General features: G+C 38.4%; 23 protein-coding genes. 11 read left to right on the plus strand and 12 right to left on the minus strand.

Annotated elements, in window-relative coordinates; genetic code table 11:
- Positions 1–94: 94 nt before the first annotated feature.
- From FJR06_RS07195 to FJR06_RS07215, 5 genes are all read right to left on the minus strand, one after another.
- The gene (locus FJR06_RS07195; RefSeq protein ID WP_015079071.1) at positions 95–1,258 is read right to left on the minus strand and encodes a GuaB3 family IMP dehydrogenase-related protein; all 1,164 of its coding nucleotides are present in this window, start codon (positions 1,256–1,258) and stop codon (positions 95–97) included.
- A 105-nt stretch (positions 1,259–1,363) separates the two neighbouring features.
- Positions 1,364–1,897, minus strand: coding sequence for a YdcF family protein (locus tag FJR06_RS07200; RefSeq protein ID WP_015079072.1), 534 nt, complete (start codon positions 1,895–1,897; stop codon positions 1,364–1,366).
- 1,009 nt (positions 1,898–2,906) lie between these two features.
- A complete protein-coding gene (locus FJR06_RS07205) occupies positions 2,907–4,151 on the minus strand; it encodes an ATP-binding protein (RefSeq protein ID WP_015079074.1) in 1,245 nt (414 codons plus the stop codon).
- Position 4,152: 1 nt separating this feature from the next.
- Positions 4,153–4,935: a WD40 repeat domain-containing protein gene (locus tag FJR06_RS07210; RefSeq protein ID WP_371723564.1), complete on the minus strand. Its 783-nt coding sequence runs from the start codon at positions 4,933–4,935 to the stop codon at positions 4,153–4,155.
- 29 nt (positions 4,936–4,964) lie between these two features.
- On the minus strand, positions 4,965–5,618 hold the full coding sequence (locus tag FJR06_RS07215; RefSeq protein WP_168651130.1) for a hypothetical protein: 654 nt from the start codon (positions 5,616–5,618) through the stop codon (positions 4,965–4,967).
- A 355-nt stretch (positions 5,619–5,973) separates the two neighbouring features.
- Between FJR06_RS07215 and FJR06_RS07220 the strand changes: the two genes are divergently transcribed.
- The 3 genes from FJR06_RS07220 to FJR06_RS07230 all read left to right on the plus strand — a co-directional run bounded on the left by FJR06_RS07220 (position 5,974) and on the right by FJR06_RS07230 (position 8,164).
- Entirely contained in the window at positions 5,974–6,165 is a 192-nt protein-coding gene (locus FJR06_RS07220; RefSeq protein ID WP_083881432.1) for a hypothetical protein, read from the plus strand.
- A gap of 88 nt (positions 6,166–6,253) precedes the next feature.
- Entirely contained in the window at positions 6,254–7,342 is a 1,089-nt protein-coding gene (locus FJR06_RS07225; RefSeq protein WP_015079077.1) for an AI-2E family transporter, read from the plus strand.
- Between the two features lie 453 nt (positions 7,343–7,795).
- The gene (locus FJR06_RS07230) at positions 7,796–8,164 is read left to right on the plus strand and encodes a 2TM domain-containing protein (protein ID WP_015079078.1); all 369 of its coding nucleotides are present in this window, start codon (positions 7,796–7,798) and stop codon (positions 8,162–8,164) included.
- A gap of 86 nt (positions 8,165–8,250) precedes the next feature.
- Here the strand turns inward: FJR06_RS07230 and FJR06_RS07235 are convergent, their stop codons facing one another.
- From FJR06_RS07235 to FJR06_RS07260, 6 genes are all read right to left on the minus strand, one after another.
- Complete coding sequence (locus tag FJR06_RS07235; protein ID WP_015079079.1) at positions 8,251–9,855, minus strand: NAD(P)H-quinone oxidoreductase subunit 4; 1,605 nt, start codon at positions 9,853–9,855, stop codon at positions 8,251–8,253.
- A 258-nt stretch (positions 9,856–10,113) separates the two neighbouring features.
- Positions 10,114–10,626 (minus strand): hypothetical protein, encoded by a 513-nt coding sequence (locus FJR06_RS07240; RefSeq protein ID WP_168651131.1) that lies wholly within the window; start codon positions 10,624–10,626, stop codon positions 10,114–10,116.
- A 42-nt stretch (positions 10,627–10,668) separates the two neighbouring features.
- Positions 10,669–10,905 (minus strand): hypothetical protein, encoded by a 237-nt coding sequence (locus tag FJR06_RS07245; protein WP_027402511.1) that lies wholly within the window; start codon positions 10,903–10,905, stop codon positions 10,669–10,671.
- Positions 10,902–11,096 (minus strand): hypothetical protein, encoded by a 195-nt coding sequence (locus FJR06_RS07250; protein WP_168633810.1) that lies wholly within the window; start codon positions 11,094–11,096, stop codon positions 10,902–10,904. The genes FJR06_RS07245 and FJR06_RS07250 overlap by 4 nt, the downstream gene beginning before the upstream one ends.
- Positions 11,097–11,199: 103 nt before the next feature.
- On the minus strand, positions 11,200–12,120 hold the full coding sequence (gene thrB / locus FJR06_RS07255) for a homoserine kinase (RefSeq protein WP_168651132.1): 921 nt from the start codon (positions 12,118–12,120) through the stop codon (positions 11,200–11,202).
- Positions 12,121–12,301: 181 nt separating this feature from the next.
- A complete protein-coding gene (locus FJR06_RS07260; RefSeq protein WP_015079084.1) occupies positions 12,302–13,003 on the minus strand; it encodes a rhomboid family intramembrane serine protease in 702 nt (233 codons plus the stop codon).
- Positions 13,004–13,122: 119 nt separating this feature from the next.
- Here FJR06_RS07260 and FJR06_RS07265 point away from each other — a divergent pair, with 119 nt between their 5' ends.
- The 8 genes from FJR06_RS07265 (at position 13,123) to FJR06_RS07300 (ending at position 19,841) form a co-directional block, all read left to right on the plus strand.
- Entirely contained in the window at positions 13,123–15,192 is a 2,070-nt protein-coding gene (locus FJR06_RS07265; RefSeq protein ID WP_168651133.1) for a serine/threonine-protein kinase, read from the plus strand.
- Positions 15,193–15,319: 127 nt separating this feature from the next.
- Positions 15,320–16,433, plus strand: a protein-coding gene (prfB, locus tag FJR06_RS07270; protein ID WP_148279026.1) for a peptide chain release factor 2 whose coding sequence is annotated in 2 segments (ribosomal slippage) — positions 15,320–15,391 and positions 15,393–16,433 — 1,113 coding nt in all. Because the reading frame shifts where the segments join, the coding sequence is not laid out codon by codon here.
- A gap of 151 nt (positions 16,434–16,584) precedes the next feature.
- Positions 16,585–16,740: a DUF3285 domain-containing protein gene (locus FJR06_RS07275; RefSeq protein ID WP_015079087.1), complete on the plus strand. Its 156-nt coding sequence runs from the start codon at positions 16,585–16,587 to the stop codon at positions 16,738–16,740.
- A 13-nt stretch (positions 16,741–16,753) separates the two neighbouring features.
- A complete protein-coding gene (gene ybeY / locus FJR06_RS07280) occupies positions 16,754–17,254 on the plus strand; it encodes an rRNA maturation RNase YbeY (protein WP_015079088.1) in 501 nt (166 codons plus the stop codon).
- Between the two features lie 183 nt (positions 17,255–17,437).
- A complete protein-coding gene (locus FJR06_RS07285) occupies positions 17,438–17,860 on the plus strand; it encodes a four helix bundle protein (RefSeq protein ID WP_015079089.1) in 423 nt (140 codons plus the stop codon).
- A gap of 82 nt (positions 17,861–17,942) precedes the next feature.
- The gene (locus tag FJR06_RS07290) at positions 17,943–18,398 is read left to right on the plus strand and encodes a diacylglycerol kinase family protein (protein ID WP_168651134.1); all 456 of its coding nucleotides are present in this window, start codon (positions 17,943–17,945) and stop codon (positions 18,396–18,398) included.
- A gap of 74 nt (positions 18,399–18,472) precedes the next feature.
- Positions 18,473–19,060: an aminodeoxychorismate/anthranilate synthase component II gene (locus tag FJR06_RS07295; RefSeq protein WP_015079091.1), complete on the plus strand. Its 588-nt coding sequence runs from the start codon at positions 18,473–18,475 to the stop codon at positions 19,058–19,060.
- A 13-nt stretch (positions 19,061–19,073) separates the two neighbouring features.
- Positions 19,074–19,841 carry an MBL fold metallo-hydrolase gene (locus tag FJR06_RS07300; RefSeq protein WP_015079092.1) on the plus strand — a complete coding sequence of 256 codons (768 nt, stop codon included), beginning with the start codon at positions 19,074–19,076 and terminating at the stop codon, positions 19,839–19,841.
- Positions 19,842–19,962: 121 nt separating this feature from the next.
- Here FJR06_RS07300 and FJR06_RS07305 read toward each other — a convergent pair whose 3' ends face one another.
- Positions 19,963–21,204, minus strand: coding sequence for a VCBS repeat-containing protein (locus tag FJR06_RS07305; protein ID WP_015079093.1), 1,242 nt, complete (start codon positions 21,202–21,204; stop codon positions 19,963–19,965).
- Positions 21,205–21,324 lie beyond the last annotated feature (120 nt).

Consider the following 21,324-nt stretch of genomic DNA (forward strand, 5'->3'; position numbering starts at 1 on the left):
TCTCCAAATGCTTCGCCCGTACAGTTGTCCGTTGTCCGTTGTGATGACCCACTGACCACTGACCACTCGACCACTGACCACTGACACGAATGAGTTATTTACCCATACCTAACTGTTGGGCTTTTTGGTAAACCTTACCTTCGGTCAGTAGAGAAGGAGCAATGACAACTTCAACTTGCTGCATTTCCTTAATGTTTTTAGCGCCTAAAGTTCCCATACTGGTCTTTAAAGCTCCTAAAAGATTATGAGTACCATCATCCAAGCCGGCTGGACCTGTGAGTATTTGTTCTAGAGTTCCAGTTGTACCTACGCGAATCCGAGTCCCTCGCGGTAATATCGGGCTGGGAGTTGCCATACCCCAGTGATAACCACGCCCAGGGGCTTGGGCGGCTCTGGCAAATGGAGAGCCAATCATCACAGCGTCAGCACCACAGGCGATACATTTACAGATGTCTCCCCCGGTGATTAAACCACCGTCAGCGATGATAGGGATATATTTCCCAGTTTCCCGATAATAATCGTCTCTAGCGGCCGTACAATCAGCGATCGCAGTGGCTTGAGGTACGCCCACGCCCAACACTCCACGAGAAGTACAAGCAGCACCGGGTCCAATACCTACCAATACCGCTGCTGCACCAGCTTTCATCAACTCTAAGGTGACTTGATATGTAACGCAATTTCCTAATGCCACAGGGATGGGCATAGAACGACAAAACTCCGCTAAATCAAGGGGAGTGATAGATTCTGGCGATAGGTGATTAGTAGAAACTACTGTAGCTTGGATAAAAAATAAATCTGCTCCAGCTTTAGCTACAATTTCACCATATTTGCTTGCCCCGGCTGGAGTTGTGCTAACTGCCGCAATACCGCCTTGTTGTTTAATTTCCTGAATACGTTTTTCAATTAATTCCGGCTTTATTGGTTCAGCATACAATTCTTGCATCAGACTGACAAATTCTTCTTTGCCGACGGAGGCAATCCGATCTAAAATCGGTTCGGGGTCAGCATAGCGAGTTTGGATACCCTCTAAATTAATTACTCCCAATGCCCCCAATTGGGACAAGCGAACAGCCGTTTTTACATCAACGACACCATCCATTGCACTGGCAATAATGGGGATTTCTCGCTCAATATTGCCAATTGTCCACTTGGTATCAGTTAAACTCGGATCGAGAGTTCTGTTACCAGGGACTAAAGCAATTTCATCAATTCCATAGGCTCGACGCGCCACTTTTCCCCGCCCAAGTTGAATTTCCACGCTTTAACTTCTCTCAAAACTGTTTAAGCTAGGGTATCAAATTGTGGTGATATTGGGAATTGGGAACAATTGAAAATTTTTGATTTTTCATTCTGTTCTCATGTATTAGGGTTTATTTTTATTAGCATAATTAGCACCTGTATAACCTGTGGCTACCCAAATAACTGCCCTAGCACCATCCCTAAGAGATTTTTCAATCGGTTCTGGTGAATTTGCGGAAGGAACTGATAGGGGTTTAAAATTCATGCCTCGACTACCTAAAACAATTTCACCAACGATGCAAGCACGACGCATATGAAAGTCAGATGTAATTAAATAAACACTTTTGATGCCACGAGATTGTAATTCATCCACTGTAGTAGTAAAATTAGTAACCGTGTCTACAGCTTCATAGTCCAAGTTTAAACGCCGGGGATCAATTCCTGCATTAGCAAATATTTTTTTAGTATGCTGAGGTGGACTGCCCCCAGAAATCCAAATGGGTATATTGGGATATTGGTGGGCTAATTTGGCTGTAAACTTTTCTCTTTCTAGTAAGCGGGTAGAACCGCCTAAAACTAATATTGCTTGTGGTTGTACAAATTGGTTTTGTACTGCCTTGCACCCCCACCAGATGAATAAGGGGAGGAGACAAGCCATAACCCTCACAGATTTCCCTGTCAAAAGTAGCTTATTCAAGGCTCTATAGGTATGTCTATTCGGACTAGAGTTTTCTTTAAAAATCAGCACAATAACGCACAGGGATGATGGTTAGTATAAGTTTTTGCGAACTATATCTAGAAAAAAGTTGGTAACGTTGCAATCATTGAATCTACATTGCTGTAATTTCTGCCATATCCTAAACTATCTGAGAAAATTAATCAAAGGTGTCTCACCACTCATTGACAACATAATTTTTAGATTTACTATAAGACCTAACACGCCTAAGAATTTTAATTAGTGTAACTGCTTGCTATATGTGACAATGATTTATTTGTTTTCACAAGCATAATTTTCAATTCTTAATGAATACAATTAGGAAAGAATACATAAATCTTTATATTTACCTTCGAGGCGATCGCTTTTGCTAGTAATATTAAGGAATATGAATTAAATAAAGTGCAAAAGTAGGGTGTGTTAGCGACAGCGTAACGCACCATTTCAGGTTAAGTCAGAATTGCAGGTTATTAAATTTGCGTTCCTAAGGGACTTCCAGGAAATAAATTATCCCAATAAATAAATGAACAAACGAACCACAGAGGCACAGAGAACACAGAGAGAGAAGAAATAGGGAGGGTTTTTGCGTTAGTTTTGGGACATTTTTTTATTTGGAAGTCTCTAAGTGGCTAGTACCGCAGGGCGGAAGTCAAAAGTCAAAAGTCAAAAGTCAAAACTAATATACAGTAAGCTTTTTGGCGATTGAATATGGTTGCTTTATTTACGCCGTGATGTACTAGTTAGAGACTTCCAAGAAATAAATTATCCTAAGAAACGAACCACAGAGGCACAGAGTACACAGAGAGAGAATTTCTGCATCAGTTTTGGGACATTTTTTTATTTGGAAGTCTCTTAGGTAAATTGTCAGAAATGGCTATAGCTTGCGTGACGACGCAGGAGTTATACGCCACGCTGCGCTATCAGGATGTACAGGATTAAAGGATGAACAGGATCAAAACAGAAATTTTATGAGCCATTGGCGGAAATTATCATGATAGAATTTGTAGGTGGTTGAGTCAAAAATAGTTTCTATTTGCAAGAACTCTAACCAATTTTCTAATAATTCTTCAATATCATATTCATCAGTATTTAGGAAATTGGCAATATCTGTAACTGATATGGGTTGTGTTGTCTGGGATAAAACTTGCAACACTGCTAGGGGAAAATCTTGATGTTGAGAACCCAGCATTTTTTCTAAATGTTGTTGGTAATAGGTTTCTAATGGTGGTGGAAATGATGTTCCTATTTGGGAAGGTTGGGGATAAAAATTATTAGTAATAGCAGCTAAAATTTGACTAACATACATAAAATTATTTTCGCTGCGGTTGGTTAAGTTAGTTATAAATTCTGCTTCATTTATTTGGTGGCTATTTAACCAGGATTTGATTGACCTCTCCCCCAACCCCTCTCCTGCGAGGAGAGGGGAGTTAGACAAGTTTTTTTCCTCTATTTCTGTAATAGGAGAAGGGGAGTTAGAAGCATCTTGTTCCCCCATTCCCTCGTAGGGAAGGGGGGTGAGGGGGGTTAGGTTTCTCCTAATATAATTTTGAATATCCTGTTTATTTTCCTGTGGATAATCTTCTAAATGCAAACTTTGCACCGGTGCTTCAATTAATAAACCGGAATTACTGGATAAAAACGGACGACGGGTAAGGAGAAAATAAATCCCTTGGGGAATGTAGCGGGGAAGATAAAAAATATTTGTTCCTGGTGGTTGTAATTGGGAATTAATGCAATTTAAACTATCAATAGCAATAATTAATTTTTGATTGGGTTGCAAATTGTCGCTGATTTGTTGGAGAAGTAAGGATAAAAACCAACTCCCTTCTGTAGCATTATCGGGTAAATTTGGCAGAGATATTTGATCAAATGTGGCGATAATTTGAGAACATATATATTTGATAAATTCTTCAGCGTGATTTTTCCCCTCTAGTTCTGCATTGTAATAAATTACCTGACGATTTTCTGAGGAATTTTCTTTAATATATTGAGCAATAATTGCACTTTTACCGCTACCGGGTAGACCGATAATAGTGAAATAACCCCGGTTGTAGCGATTGAGAAAATTATGAATCGCAGTAAACACGAAATCACGACCGAGAAAATTCGCGCTTTTTTGGTGAATTATGGCTGTAAATTCTTGGTAATTAACTATGGAATTATTCATAGTTGGTGGTCTGGGTGATAAACTCATCATTTCATGCTCCCTGATTTTCCAACTTTAAAAAATGCACCATTCCCCCAGCGTCACCCGCAATAATTGTTAACCCATTTGGTGTAACTGCACAGGAATGAAAGTCAGCGTCACCACTAAAAGTAGCTATTTCCACCCCTGTCTCTAAATTCCACACCTTCACAGTATTGTCCCAAGAACCAGAAATCACCCGTTTTCCGTCTGCTGTCACTGCTACTGCTCGTACCGAACCACCATGACCTGTGAGGGTGAACTGTTCCTCCCCTGTCTCTAAATTCCACACCTTCACAGTATTGTCCCAAGAACCAGAAATCACCCGTTTTCCGTCTGCTGTCACTGCTACTGCTCGTACCGAACCACCATGACCTGTGAGGGTGAACTGTTCCTCCCCTGTCTCTAAATTCCACACCTTCACAGTTTTGTCATCAGAACCAGAAATCACCCGTTTTCCGTCTGCTGTCACTGCTACTGCTTGTACCCAATCACTATGACCTGAGAGGGTCAACTGTTCCTCCCCTGTCTCTAAATTCCACACCTTCACAGTTTTGTCAACTGAACCAGAAATCACCCGGTTTCCGTCTGCTGTCACTGCTACTGATTGTACCAAACCACTATGACCTGAGAGAGTCAACTGTTCCTCCCCTGTCTCTAAGTTCCACACCTTCACAGTTTTGTCAACTGAACCAGAAATCACCCGTTTTCCGTCTGCTGTCACTGCTACTGCTTGTAACGAACTACTATGACCTGTGAGGGTGGACGGTTCCTCCCCTGTCTCTAAATTCCACACCTTCACAGTATTGTCCCAAGAACCAGAAATCAGGTGTTGATGAAGTTTTCAAAGGCAGTAAATACGAATTTGCGACCGCAGAAGGATTCGATTTTTTCGGTAATTAATGATTGAAATTCTGGTGGATATGTAAATGAATCTGTGTTTTTGTTTTGATTACGAAGTAATTCGTCTAACTTTTGACTGATTTCCTCAATTTTTTGAATACTGTATGATTCTAATGGCTTACCACTTTTTTTTACTAATTCTATAAAAATATCTTTAAATTTCTCTAACTCTTGATTCCAGTCAATATTTAATTCTTGTATTTTCTGTCGTAGAGTATTCCAATCTTGTTCTTCCCACACAACACAAGCATCTATTTCTCCTTTAACAATTTCATAATTTTGTGTGTGAAAACTCTTGTCGAAAGCTTTTTTAATTACATCTTTTAGAAAAAGTTCTGCTAGTATGTCTGAGTCATTCCATTGATCTTCAGTTTTAGATTGGTCATATTTAATAACAGCACAAGCATAAATAATATCAAAATTCTGTTGTGGATGTTCTGTTTGATCAAAGTTAAAATCCTTTAACATCCTGATAATAGCAGGATTGCTTCTAATCTTATTAACAGCAATAGGAGCAGCAGCGCCAAAAATACGAGCAATTGCGGTCACAAAAGGTTGACTAGGGTTAAAGTTCATACTATTTCTTTAATCTATATTCAACTAGACATGATTATACTTTATCATCCTGTAAACATTACCCTTTATTTTTAAACATTTATTAAGTATTTATCAAGATCCTTCATGCAAAATTGGTAAGGGTTTAGCATTGCTAAACCCCTACGACAACACAATATTTTTTATCTCGTATATCTCGTTCCCAGGTCTCTGACTGGGAATGAATAAGATAAGGCTCTGCCTTCAATGAGATAAGATGGAGGCAGAGCCTCATCAACTGCATTCCTAGTCAGAGACTAGGAACGAGATAAAGATTTATTATTTTCAGTTATTATTTGGTATATACCCTATAGAATTATGTGTTCCCCGCACTGTTATGGAAAATCAACTGGGATTTTTGCTGAAGCTGCTATTATTTTCGACTTTGCTATCAGTATTAATTAAATATGCTTGTCCGTTTTTAGGGATTCCAGCAACGGTGACAAATGTGCTGATTATGATTTTATCACCAACTATAATTATGGCCACTGTTCTCCTGTGGCGAATACCAAGACAAAAGCAAAATTAATCAAAAAAATATAGGTAATGTTGCTAAAATCAGCTAATCTAACTGCATTGTCATCAAAAAGCATTTTACCAAGCTGGGAGTCTTGCTTGTGAATCTTGGTCAATGGATAGGCTTAATTGCTTTAGTTATATCTTTATATATATTGTGGCAACTTAGGGACGTTCTGCTACTAATATTTGCTGCTGTTGTTTTAGCGACGACTTTAAATCGTCTCGCGCGACGCTTTCAAAGTTTAGGAATAAAACGAGGATTATCAGTTTTATTAGCTGTAGGGATTTTCTTTGCGGGTGTTGTCTGTTTTTTCTGGTTAATTGTCCCACCTTTTGTCCAGCAATTTCATGAACTTACTTATCGAGTTCCCCAAGGATTTGGGCGTTTTAATAGTTGGATTGATGTCCAAAGAACTCATATTCCTGCACAATTATTACCTTATATACCGGATCTGAATAGTTTAATTGAACAAGCTCAACCACTATTTAATCGCCTATTAGGTAATTCTTTTGCTTTTGTTTCTGGATCTTTAGAAGTTGTTCTCAAAATTTTATTAGTCCTGGTGTTAACAGGAATGTTTTTAGTTAATCCTGATGCTTATCAAAAAGTATTTGTTCGCATATTTCCCTCTTTTTATCGGCGACGGGTGGTGGGAATTGTAGAACAGTGCGAAGTTTCTTTAGAGGGATGGGTGACTGGTGCTTCTATTGGTGTTTTTGTAGTTGGGTTGATGAGTTTGGTGGGTTTATCAATTTTAAGGGTGAAGGCTGCATTGGCTTTGGGTGTGTTAGCCGGATTTATGAATTTAATTCCTAATTTGGGTCCGACTATGAGTGTAGTACCGGCAATGGCGATCGCTCTTTTAGATAATCCCTGGAAAGCTGTTGCTGTTTTTGTTCTCTACTTTTTTATTCAACAGGCTGAGAGCAATTTTATCACACCTGTAGTTATGGCACATCAAGTATCTTTACTACCAGCAGTTACTTTAATTTCTCAGTTATTTTTTGTGACATTTTTTGGATTTTTAGGATTATTTTTAGCACTTCCTTTAACGGTTGTTGTCAGAATTTGGGTGCAAGAAATATTGGTTAAAGACGTGTTAGATAAATGGGGTAATTATGCAGAAGATAATACCGAATTAGTGATAGTGGAGAAGTATTCAGATATCAATGATGAAGTGGAATAGTTTAGGAGGGTACTTTTGTATAAATAAATTCATAAATACAGTTACTTCTGATCAGATTTTCAATTTTTGAATATTTTATACTTATTAAAAGTATAAATAAAATTATAATTGTAGTATTATAAACTTCATTTTTTCTCAGAAATAGCTTAAAAAACACCCTCTAAGGAATGATTTATTTTTTAATTTTAATTTCATCTATATTTGTGCTGTTAATTACGACATCAATTATTTTTCAGATATAAAATGTGTTTCTACGCAATTTGTAGGCACATACAGCGGTTTCCGCTCTTATGAGGTACAAAGTTGAATCATGAAACTCTTGTAGTGCGGGCATCTTGCCCGCTAGATATGTACCTCATAACACCGGGAAGTGCTGTATATTTTTAATGATTGTGTAGCTACCGTTTCAAAAGTAACTCTCAAAAGTATTTTTTACCATTTTAGGTATTGATAATGACTTACAACTCAGAGGAAATGCAGCAGATTCTTGAAGTAGCTTTTAGACGAAAGCAACAGGGAGAATATACAAGAGAACAAATTATAGAAATAGCCTCAGAATTAGGTGTTTCTTCAGAGTCGCTACAAGCTGCGGAACAAGAATGGTTAAAAAATAATATAGAAGTGAAACAAGAGCAAATGTCTAATAGTCAACAACGGAAAGGATTCAAATCACACCTATTTGCTTTTCTGGCAATTAATGGTTTTTTGGTGCTGTTAAATCTGGTGGTAAGTCCTGGATATTTTTGGGCAATTTATCCCATATTAGGATGGGGATTAGGTTTATTATTGCATGGAATCAAGGTTTATATCAGTAATACCTAAAAGAGATCCCCGAATTCTTGAAGAATTCGGGGATCTTATCCCCTTTTAATTTAAGATTTACTACAGCGTCTTTTTGGGCTTGATAATTACTCAACTATATTCACTATTTCAGAATTAGCTAATGTTGGTGCGGTGAAAATTTGCGAATACAAATTTGTAGGTTGTTGACGAGCAACAATTGGTAAGACTTGACGAGCATGAGCCGCAACTTCCACTGTTTTCACATCATAAGCTTGTGTGATCATCTTAGGATAAAAACCAATACCAATGATGGGAATTAACAAGCAAGCGGTGATAAACAATTCACGAGGCTTAATATCAAGAACTACAGCATCTAAATGTAGGTCTTGATGTTGATTACCGTAGAAAACTTGACGCAACATGGAAAGTAAATAAATGGGTGTCAAAATCACGCCAACTGCTGATAGAAAGATGACTACAATTTTGAAGCTGGAACTGTAAACATCGCTAGTAGCAAAACCTAAGAACACCATCAATTCACCGACAAAACCACTCATACCGGGTAAAGCCAGAGAAGCCATTGAACCTATAGTAAAGAGAGCGAAAGTTCTGGGCATTACTTTAGCTATACCGCCCATTTTATCCATTACTAAGGTGTGGGTACGTTCGTAAGTTACACCAGAAAGGAAGAATAAACTAGCAGCAATTAAACCGTGAGAAACCATTTGTAATACAGCACCGCTAATCCCGATTTCTGTATAAGATGCAATGCCAATTAACACAAACCCCATGTGGGCAATTGAAGAGTAGGCCAAACGGCGTTTGAGATTGGTTTGAGCAAAGGCACAACAAGCGCCGTAAACAATATTAACTACACCTAAAATCGCTAAAACTGGCGCAAAGGCAACATGAGCATCAGTTAACATTTCTACGTTGAAGCGAATTAGGGCATAACCACCCATCTTTAACAAGACACCGGCTAAAATCATTGAACCGGGTGCAGATGCTTCACCATGAGCATCAGGCAACCATGTATGTAACGGGAAAATTGGTAGTTTGACACCGTAAGCGATTAAGAAACCTGCATATAGTGCTAGTTCTAAAGCTTTGGGATATTCTTTCATTCCCAATTCGGTCATGTTGAAGGTGAAGTTATCACCATAGAAAGCCATTGCAAAACCAGCTACCAGTATAAATATAGAGGCTGCGGCGGTATAGATAATAAATTTGGTAGCTGCATAACGGCGGTTTGCGCCTCCCCAGATGGCAATTAGCAAGTAAACGGGTACTAACTCTACTTCCCACATCAAGAAGAACATTAACAAGTCCTGGGAGAGGAATACACCTAACTGAGCGCTGTACATAATCAACATCAACGCATAAAATAAACGCGGCTTGGTGGTTACTTTCCAAGCCGCGAATACTGCGAGTGTGTTAATGAAGCCCGTTAGAAGTATCAGGGGCATTGATAAACCATCAATGCCTAGCGACCAGTTCAAGCCAAGTTGGGGTATCCAAGGATAGCTTTCTGTCATTTGCAGGGCTGAACTTTGAAAGTCGTAACTCTGCCACAGGGCAAAAGTCATGAATGCAAAGTCTAATAGTGCCACTCCCAAGCCGTACCAGCGGACGGTTTTACCCTCTTTATCGGGAATGATGGGAATTGCGAGGGCTGCCACTAAAGGCAGGAAGATTATGGCTGATAACCAAGGAATTTCTATGGCATTCATCACTGTTGACAATATGTTTTTGGTTTTGCTTTTGTTTACATTATATTAAGGAATCGTTACGTCTGTAAACGATTTCTTATGAAGATTTCCAATTTGGAGGACAGATAGTCATAAATACTTACTAAATTATGCCGCGAGTCCATTCTAAATGTAAATTTTTGCAACGTCAACAAAAAAACAGCGACTAATATCGCTGTCTTTAGTTATAGTGAACAGCTTGAGGATAAATTAAATTTTTATCAAAGTTATCTCTGTTTCTTAGACAATACGGTTGACAATCATCCACACTTCTCCATCTGATCTTACGAAAGGGACAGAAATGGTCTTAAAGCCTGTAATGAAAGGTTTGTAGTAAACTTGCCAATACATGGGACTAAGTTCATCAGCACAGGTTTTGAGGAGTTTAATTTCCTTTGCTAGTTCCCAAGCTAGTTCATTAACTCGTTCAGCATGAATTTGAGCAATTTTTTTGGCTTCTTCTAGCTGTTCTTGCTGTTGGGATATGCGAATAGACATAGGTAAATACCGATTGAGATGGGCTTTCTTTTGTTGTATTTGCTTTTCTAGGTAATATAAGGCATCGTCTATGCCTTTAAGTTCGGCGGACAGTTGGACGTTTTCTCTGGCTTGACGACGGTAAGCTTCAACTATGGCTAGGGGTGAGTCGTTTTCGCCCGATTCTACATGATGATTAGTCAGTGCAGCGCGTTCTTGTTGGAGTGCTTGAATTTGAGATTTCAGTGCTGCTATTTCTGACTGGATTTTTTCCATATATTTATGATGAGTAGTTGGTAATTAGAAGTTGTTAAATTTTCAATCATCTGGTCTATCTTCGGTGAATTGATCAATTGCCTCTACCATGCCTTCTGAATAGGGTTCAAGGACTGTGGAACAAGCATAAAGATCAGCAAGTGCTTGGGAAAATTCTTCGGAATTGGGGTCAGTATTTTTGATGGCTTGAATTGCTTGAATTGCCTTTTCTAGCTGAGGTTGATATTCATTCAGAAATATTTCTAATCGTTCATAAGGATTTTTATAGAGTGATATCATTTACTTAATCTCCTTTCTAGTTTCGCAATATTTTGGCGACAATTTGCCACTGTTTTCTCCCAATGGGCTATTAAACCTTGATCTTGTACTTCTGTTGGTTTCTCCTTTTCTTTGGCAATTTTTTCTAGATGTTCTTCTAATGCTTGATGTTGTCCTTTTAGTTTTTTGCGGGTTTCCTGATTTTTACCCATAATTCTAATTTTAGTCTTCTCCTGACTAATTTAATTGTTATAGTGCGATCGCCAAGCAATTCAGAGAAATCGCTGTTTTTTGTGCAGATTTCTCTAAATTAGATTAAGTATGAACTATACTTGTACCTTGCTGATCTAGGGTAAGCGATCGCACAACTGAGTTCAGACCCATTGCAGTCCAGGCATTTGCCATTGCTGTTTCTACGGATTTGGCATAACTTATATCTACTAAAGCCAAAAGTGTGGGGCCTGCACCACTAATTACCATGCCATAAGCACCAGCAGCCACAGCAGCCGCATTCACAGTATCATAACCAGGAATTAAAGCTTGGCGATAAGGTTGATGTAATTTATCTTGCAAGGCGGCTATTAACCATTCTTCTCGATTAGTTGCTAAACCGCGCAACAATAAACCCAAATGAGAAATATTGAAAATTGCATCAGCACGACTGACTTCTGTGGGGACAACTTTTCGCGCTTCTGAGGTTGATAACTCAAAATCAGGAATTGCTACGACTGCAACTATATCTCGATGCCAGAGAATATCACAAATTTCCCAACCTTTTTTGCTGGTAGCAGCCAGACGACAACCACCTAATAACGCTGGTACTACATTATCAGGATGTCCTTCCATGGCGATCGCTAATTCCATCATCTGTAACTCAGACAACGATGAACCAGCCAACTCATTGGCAGCAACTAACCCCCCGACAATAGCAGTCGCAGAACTACCCAAACCTCGCGCTAAAGGTACACCCAACTTAATTTCTATTTTCACCGCTGGTGGTGTTTTTTCTATATGTTTATATAAATTTATAAACGCCTGATACAAAAGATTAGTCTCATCAGTTTGTACCTTTGCTGCTTCTAAACCAGAAACTTGAATAATTAACTCACCTGCATCAACAATAGTAAACTTAAATTCGTTATACAGCTTTAAAGCTGCACCTATACAATCAAACCCTGGACCCAAATTCGCCGTCGTCGCGGGAACTTTAACAGTAATGCTAGAAACTACAGACATTGAAGTTAATTGACAATTCCAATATGAACTACCCCATTTTACTTCCTTATACGAAATTTAAGATATGGAATAAGATATCAAGAATTATTAAACGCAGATGAACGCAAATAAACGCAGATAAATTCGGATGAATTGATGGATTGGATGATTCTGTGCAGCTTCACATAAAAATCACAATAACCTAAAGTCTTTGTCTAATTTTCATAAAAGCCGCACCCGTCACTAAAGCCGCAAATTGTCCCCAATAACTCACACTAGAGAAGGAACTACCACCCGTCATATTTAAACTCCCTATGCCATAAAATGACTGCTGGATAAACCACCAAAATAAATATAAAATAGCTGGAACTTCCACAGGGATATACAAAACCAATAAAGTCAAAACCGAATATATTTTTGCCTGGGGAAACTTGATCAGATATGCACCTAAAATAGATGCAATAGCTCCATTAGCACCGATAATTGGTATTGTTAAATCGGAGGATAAAATAATTTGGACTATACCAGAAAAAAAGCCAGCAGTTAAATAAAGTAGTAAATATTGTTTATGTCCTAAAATACTTTCCACCGTTTTTCCAAATACCCACAGAAACAGCATATTTCCTAAGATTTGGCTAAAACTGCCATGGAGAAACAGGGATACAGGTAAAGAAAGTAGCCGCCAAAATACAATTACCCAAGCCGCAGAATTGTAAAAAAAAGCGTTAGCAATCGAGATATTTATTTGAGATGGAATAATTCCCCAATTATTAATTAGATTTCCTAATTCATTACTCCACTCTAATTTTATTTCCCAGAGAAATATGACTACATTAATCCCAATCAACCAATAATTAATAATAGGCTTTTGCCAACTGCGAATATTATCATCTATAGGAATCATCTTAATTTTAACATTTGAATTACTAATTTTTAACTACTAATTAATATTTTTTCCCATCTCCTCATTTTTGTGTGGCAAGATTATCATAATGTAACACAATATTCAAATAGGCTCAGGAAATGCTAGGAAACACCCTTGTAGGCAGATACCAAATCACCAATTACCTGGGAGGTGGCGGATTTGGTGAAACTTATGTTGCTAATGATACTCAATTGCCAGGCTCACCCCAGTGTGTAGTCAAGAAACTCAAACCTCAATCTACTGATATTACCACTTTAGAAATAGCTCGGAGGTTATTTGACACAGAAGCCCAAGTTTTATATAAATTAGGAAATCATGATCGCATTCCGCAACTTTTAGCCTACTTTGAAGAAAATGCCGAATTTTATCTGGTTCAGGAACTAATTATTGGTAATGATCTCAGTCAAGAATTAAAATCTGGTGTCATCTTTACTCAAAATCAGGTAATGTCTTTATTACAAGAAATTTTAGAAATTTTGGACTTTGTCCATCAACAAAAGGTAATTCATCGTGATGTCAATCCTCGGAATATTCTCAGACGAGAACAAGATAATAAATTAATTTTAATTGATTTTGGTGCAGTCAAACAAATTACGACAAAATTAGTAAATTCTCCAGACATTACCAAATCTACTGTTGCTATTGGTACACCCGGTTATACTCCTGGAGAACAAGCACAAGGAACACCAAAATTTAGCAGTGATATCTATGCTTTGGGAATTATTGCTATTCAAGCTTTAACAGGATTATCACCAGATCAATTAGAGAAAGATGTTGAAACTAATGAAATTATTTGGCAAAATTTCGCCACTGTATCTCCAGAATTTGCCCAATTTTTAAATCAAATGATCTGTTATGATTTTCGCCAACGTTATGCTTCAGCAACAATAGCATTACAAGCTTTGCAAGAATTAAATAAAAATACATCGGGAACAATAATTATTTCCCCTGCTACTTTACCAAATCAAGTAAAAAATCCCCAAAAGACAAAAGGGATATTTTGGAAATTGCTATTAGGAATATTTGGATTGGGTATTAGTAGTTTCGGCGCAATATTTATGCTCAATCGCCTGAATAATAAAAATGCTATAGAATTATATAATCAGGGTAATACTCTCATTCAATTACAACGCTATCAAGAAGCTTTAGCAACTTACGAAAAAGCCGTAGATATCAAACCTGATTATCCTCAAGCTTTATATGGACAAGGTAAAGCATTATTTCAATTAAAGAAATATCAAGAATCTTTAATAGCTTATGATCAAGCCATTCAAATTCAACCCAATTATTTAGAAGCTTGGACTAATCGAGGTTTTGTTTTAGTCAGACTCAAACGTTATTCAGAAGCAATTGCCACTGTAGATAAAGCTTTACAACTAAAAAATGATGACCCCCAAATTTGGCAACTTAAAGGTGATATCTTCATAAAAATCAGCCAATACAATGATGCAATTAAGGCTTATGAACAAGCAATTAATTTCCAAGCTGATAATCCTGAATTATGGTACAAAAAAGGATTAGCATTCCAAAATCTTAAACAATATGAAGAAGCAATTACAGCTTACAAAAAAACTGTAGAATTAAAACCTGATCATGAATCAGCTTGGTACAATTTAGGTAATTGCTTGGTTAATTTAAATCGTTATGAATTTGCTTTACAAGCTTATGATCAAGCCGTGCAGTATAATCAAAATAACTCCGCAGCTTGGTTATCAAGAAGTAATATATTAATGACATTACGTAGATACCCAGAAGCAATTGATTCCTTTACCCAAGTAATTAAAACCAATCCTCAACAATATCAAGCTTGGTATAATCGAGGTTGGGCATTACATCAAGTTAAACGCTATGGAGAAGCAATAGAATCTTATAAAAAAGCTATTAGTTTAAAAAGCAATGATTATTTAGTATGGTATAATTTAGGGAATACACAATATAACTTACAAAAATATCAAGAAGCGATCGCCTCCTATAATAAAGCCACCCGTTATAAACCCAATCATTATGAAAGTTGGTACAGTAAAGGCAACGCTTGGTTAAATTTGCAACAATACCAACAAGCGATCGCCTCCTACGACAAAGCCATAGAATATAAACCAGACTACCAACAAGCCATAGAGGCCCGGAAAAAAGCCCAAAACACCCCAAAATTCCCCATCAACTTCTGATCCCTGATTTCGGATAAAATGATTCCATTCCGAAAACTCCTTCTCTTTGCCCCTCTGCGCCTCTGCGTGTTAGCGAAGCGGGGCGAAGCCTGAAAAAAATTATCTTAATTAATCAGCAACACCACTTATGGACGTATTAGAACTAAAACGCGAAATCGAAACATTGTCTAGCCGCCTGGGTAAAACCCAGGACTATCTTTGACGTACCCGCACTCAAAGCCAAAATTCACGACTTAGAACAAATATCCGCCCAAACAGAATTTTGGGAAGACCAAACCCAGGCACAAAACACCCTGCAAGAACTCAATGATCTAAAATCCCATTTAGATCAATATTACAAATGGCACGCCAACTTAGACGATACCAGAGTAGTAGTTGAGTTATTAGAACTAGAAACCGACACAGCACTATTGGAAGAAGCGGAATCTACCATTAGCAAACTCAATCATGACCTAGACCAATGGGAACTACAACAACTCCTTTCCGGCACTTACGACGATAAAGGCGCAGTCCTGACAATTAACGCCGGTGCTGGTGGCACAGACGCACAAGACTGGGCATTTATGCTCATGCGGATGTATACCCGGTGGGCAGAAGATCATAGTTATAAAGTCACCCTAGCCGAAGAATCAAAAGGTGAAGAAGCGGGAATCAAATCAGTCACCCTAGAAATCACCGGACGCTATGCCTATGGTTACTTGCGTTCCGAAATGGGGACTCACCGTCTCGTGAGAATTTCCCCCTTCAACGCTAACGGCAAACGGCAAACCAGCTTTGCCGGCATCGAAGTCATGCCGCAAATAGATAACACCGTCAAATTAGACATACCAGAGAAAGATTTAGATATTAGCACCACCCGTTCTGGCGGTAAAGGTGGGCAAAACGTCAACAAAGTAGAAACCGCAGTCCGCATAGTTCACCTCCCCACCGGTCTAGCAGTCCGGTGTACAGAAGAACGTTCCCAACTACAAAACAAAGAAAAAGCGCTCGCCCGTCTCAAAGCCAAACTGTTAATCATTGCCAAAGAACAACGCGCCCAAGAAATTGCCGAAATTCGCGGTGATATGGTCGAAGCTTCCTGGGGTAATCAAATCCGTAACTATGTATTTCATCCTTACCAAATGGTGAAAGACCTGCGGACAAACATCGAAACCACAGCCATTACCGATGTCATGAATGGAGAACTTGATATGTTCATTCAGGCTTATCTCAGACAAGAAAACCAGATAGTTGACGCATAATCAAAAATGAAGGGAGAAATTTTCTCCTTTCTTCCTTTCTTCCTTTGCGTCTTTGCTCCTTTGCGTCTTTGCGCGAAACAAAATTAAGAAGTGTAACTCCCATTCCTCCACAATCGGTTACAGTGATAAAAGAAATGATAATCAATGAATTATGGACAAATCTCCTGCCACAGAACCTCAACCCAGCTATGTCAAACTCGCCATGCGAAACATGGTCAGAAAAGGCGGCACTTCCCTCAAACACTTTGCCTTAACTGCTGTAGGACTATTATCTGTCCTCGTGGGTTTAGCATATCTTACCCGCTAAGAGAGGAAAACTCGTGTCTCTACAGGTAGAGTTATATTTAGAAAATTGCTTTGATGACTCTTCCCCAATTCCTTCCGCAACTTGGGAAAATTGGTTTGAGCAATGGTTAGAAATTCTTGAAGATTATTTACCAACTGCACCTAGTTACGAAGTCAGTTTGCGGTTGACAACCGATACAGAAATTCAAACTCTCAATTGCCAATATCGTCAACAGGATAAACCCACAGATGTCTTAGCCTTTGCATCTCTAGAAGCCGATTTACCACAAAGCGAAGAAATGCTGGTTTCTATGCCTTTGTATTTAGGTGATATAATTGTCTCTATAGACACGGCACAACGTCAGGCAGAACAGCAGGAACATAGCTTATCTACAGAGTTGGCTTGGTTAACGGCGCATGGTTTACTACACTTGTTAGGTTGGGATCATCCTGACGAAGAGAGTTTGATGGAAATGTTAACCGAACAAGTTGTATTACTGAAGAAAATAGGTATTATTATTAACTTAGAGTCGTAAATGTATGGTGACAATTGCGAATTTTGGTAATAACTTTATAGTTGAGATATTTAAAATAGCCTACAATGCCCTCACAGTTGATCTAGGTGGGGGAGGTAGAGGGAGTAGGGGAGGTAGAGGGAGTAGGGGAGGTAGAGGGAGTAGGGAGTGAAGAGTAAAAGAGTAAAGGAGGTGAGAAAGAAGATGATTGGTAACTTAGACGAATCAAACTCAATATCAATGGTTAAATTTCATAGAGATTTGGGAATTTATCAAATTGCTTTTGAAGCAGCAATGAAAATTTTTGAGTTATCAAAAAAATTTCCTGTTGAAGAAAGATATTCTCTAACAGATCAAATTCGTCGTTCTTCTCGTTCTGTTTGTGCGAATATGGCAGAAGCTTGGCGGAAACGTCGTTATGAGGCTGCTTTTGTTGCTAAATTAAATGATTGTGAGGCTGAATCTGCTGAAACTCAAACATGGATAGAATTTACAGTTAAGTGTAATTATTTAGATATTGAAACAGGACGTAAACTTTATGGTAATTATAATCAAGTTTTATCTGGTTTAGTGACTATGATCAATAACCCATCACGCTGGTTAATGAATCATAAAAACCATAAATAAACACCGTAAATATTAATCTTCCCCAACTCCCCCACATCCCCAACTCCCCCACATCCCCCACATCCCCTACATTCTTTTGTCTATGTCCCCAAAAGTTTCGTCATCACCAACCAATAATAGCTTACCAACGCTTGTGTCCAAAGATAGGGAACTTTCCTGGCAAATTGCCTCTAATTTATTTGTTAGTTTTAAGTATGCTTGGGCTGGAATTACTTACGCTTTTCAGACTCAACGGAATTTTCGGATTCATGTAGCCGTCTGCGCTTTAGCGATTGGTTTAAGTGTATTTTTACGGTTAGAGACAGTGAAAGTATCCATAATTGCTATTACCAGCGGTTTAGTTTTAACCTTAGAGTTAGTCAATACTGCTATTGAGTCAATTGTAGATTTAACGGTAAAACAGTCTTATCATGAGTTGGCAAAAGTTGCTAAAGACTGCGCTGCTGGTGCTGTACTTGTCTCAGCTTTAGTCGCATTATTGATTGCCTCTACACTAATATTGCCTCCTTTAGCAACATTAATTCTGTCTACTTTCTAAATGGTAGATTGTGAATAGTAGAGACGTTTTCAGGGAACATCTTTGATATTTTTAAATGAAATTAGGTAAAAATTGTGATATTAGTCATTGATAATTACGATAGCTTTACGTATAACTTAGTACAATATTTGGGAGAATTAGCAGTAGATTTCCCAGTTGCTAATGACCTGCAAGTGGTGCGAAACGATAAGATTACTATAGATGAGATTAGGACATTAAACCCCGATGCAGTGGTGATTTCACCAGGTCCTGGTCGTCCAGATGATGCGGGAGTTTCCCTGAATGCGATCGCCCAATTAGGAGATAAACTCCCAATTCTAGGCGTGTGCTTAGGACATCAAAGTATTGGTCAGGTTTTCGGAGGTAAAATTGTTTCCGCCCCAGAATTGATGCACGGAAAAACCTCTTTGGTATCGCACACAGGCATAGGAATTTTTCAAGGTTTAGAAAATCCTTTAACCGCTACCAGATATCATAGTTTAGTTATTGAGCGCGAAACTTGCCCAGAAGTATTGGAAATTACGGCTTGGGTAGAAGATGGCACAATTATGGGCGTGAGACACCGGAACTATCCTCACATTCAAGGAGTCCAATTTCATCCGGAGAGTGTCCTAACTGCTTTGGGTAAGGAATTACTGAGAAATTTTCTGCGAACTTTGTAAAGCGAGTATTTTTATGAAACGACGACAATTGATAGGCTACGCTGGGGCGGGTTTAGTGACGGCTGTAGTGACTAATTTGGTTGATCCAGTTCCAGTAAATGCTCAATCTAGTGGTGTATCAATTCAGTGGTTAGGACATACTTGCTTTTTATTAACCAATGGTAATGTCAAAATTCTCATCAATCCCTTTAGTAATTTGGGCTGTACAGCTAAATATCGTCCCCCAAAGGTTGCATCAGATTTGGTATTAATTAGTAGTCAATTGTTAGATGAAGGGGCAATAGACAAAATACCAGGAAATCCTAAATTAGTTTATCAGCCCGGTGTTTATGAGTTTCGCGGCGTTAAGTTTCAGGGAATTACCACAGACCATGATCGTAAAAATGGACAACAATTTGGGAAAAATATAGCTTGGAAATTGAACCAAGGTGGAATTAATCTGCTGCACTTAGGGGGTTCTGCTGCACCAATTACCCTAGAACAAAAAATTCTCATGGGTCGTCCTGATGTGTTATTTATTCCCGTGGGAGGCAGTGATAAAGCTTACAATGCCCAAGAAGCAAAGGACGCTATTGCAGTATTAAATCCTAAGTTAGTCATTCCCACCCATTACCGCACTCAAGCCGCTGATGCTAAAGAGTGTGATATTACCCCAGTAGATGATTTTCTGACTTTGATGCAGGGTGTTAATGTTCGCCGGAGTAATAATGATTCTGTAGCGATTAATTCTAAGAGTTTGCCGGAAAATACGGAAATTCAGGTTTTGACTTATAAGTTTTGATATCAATTCTAACCCGCTACTAAAAAGCGATCGCTATCTTTGATTTCTAGGAAAGCGATCGCTGAATATAAATTCAGAAAGTCTTAGTAAATTGATAATAGACCAATTACCAATTACCAAATCAACCTGTATACCATTCTGGAGTCAGCTTATCTGCATCAGAAACAGGAGTTTCAGTTGCTAAAGTTCCATTCATAGTCCAGATTTTATCTGCGGATGTTTGTTGATCTCTCCAGTAAATATCAGTCTTACCATCACCATTGAAATCACCTAAAGATGCTGTCAAACCAGGAGTATTGCTAGGTAGGAAAGCTTCAGAACTGACCGCTGTACCATCCATCAACCAAGCTGTATTTGCCCCACTAGCCGCATTGTGCCAGAAGATGTCAGTTTTACCATCGCCATTGAAATCGCCAATTCTCGCACTCCAATCTGTACCCAATGTGCTAACAACACCTTCAGTCACAAAAACGCCATTCATTGTCCAAATCTTATTCTCGCCTGTAGCGGTATTGCGCCATAAAACATCAGTTTTGAAGTCGCCGTTAAAATCACCAAGAGTAGAAGTCCAAGAAGCATCTTGAGATTGAAGATCATACTTGGTGGCTTGGCTGCCATCCATAAACCAAGCGGTATTTGCACCTGTGGTAGGATTGCGCCAGAAGATGTCACTCTTACCATTACCATCAAAATCAACAATGGTTGCAGTCAATCCTGGTGCTGTAGTTTCTAAAACAGTTGCACTAACTACTGTTGTTCCATCCATTTGCCAAATAGCATTTTCACCAGTAGTGGCATTATTCCAGAAAATGTCAGTTTTGCGATCGCCATTGAAATCGCCAATACTAGCAGTAAAACCTGGATCAACTCGATCTAAAGCTAGGAAACTAGAGACTTTTGCGCCATCCATTAGCACAATTACATTTTCACCAGTTGCTTTATTGCGTAATAAGAAATCAGTCTTATTATCGCTATTAAAATCAGCAGTTTTATAGTCCCAGGTATTTAAGTCATATTTACCCAAAGAAGCTTGTTCTAAAACTTGTGTTCCGTTCATCAAGCGAACTAAAATTTCACCAGTTTGAGCATTTACCCAAAGTTTATCTGTTTTACCATCACCATTAAAATCAGGAACAAGGGCTGCACTAGTTAAATAAGGATTAGGATTGGGGTTAGCACTGCCTCCAATTGGCAATGTAGGTAATGGATTTGTTGGAACTAATGGATCGGCTAATGCAGAAACAGAAGAACTTCTAACGCTAAAAGATGAAGTATTTAAATCTTCAAGAGGTGATGCTTGCTCGATTTTATTTTGAGCTTGTAAACCGTAATTTCTTGTATCTAAAGATAATTGATCAGGCATGACTTGTTTTTATGAGTTATTAACATCTATTTTTAATTTGATTTATATGAAGATTCTGTAAATAACAAACATTTGTTTAATTATTTTGATTTAATGTCATTATTTATAGACATTTTCATA

Origin of the sequence: Dolichospermum sp. UHCC 0352, from assembly GCF_009711925.1 — a bacterium.
GTDB classification, from domain to species: Bacteria; Cyanobacteriota; Cyanobacteriia; order Cyanobacteriales; family Nostocaceae; genus Dolichospermum; species Dolichospermum lemmermannii.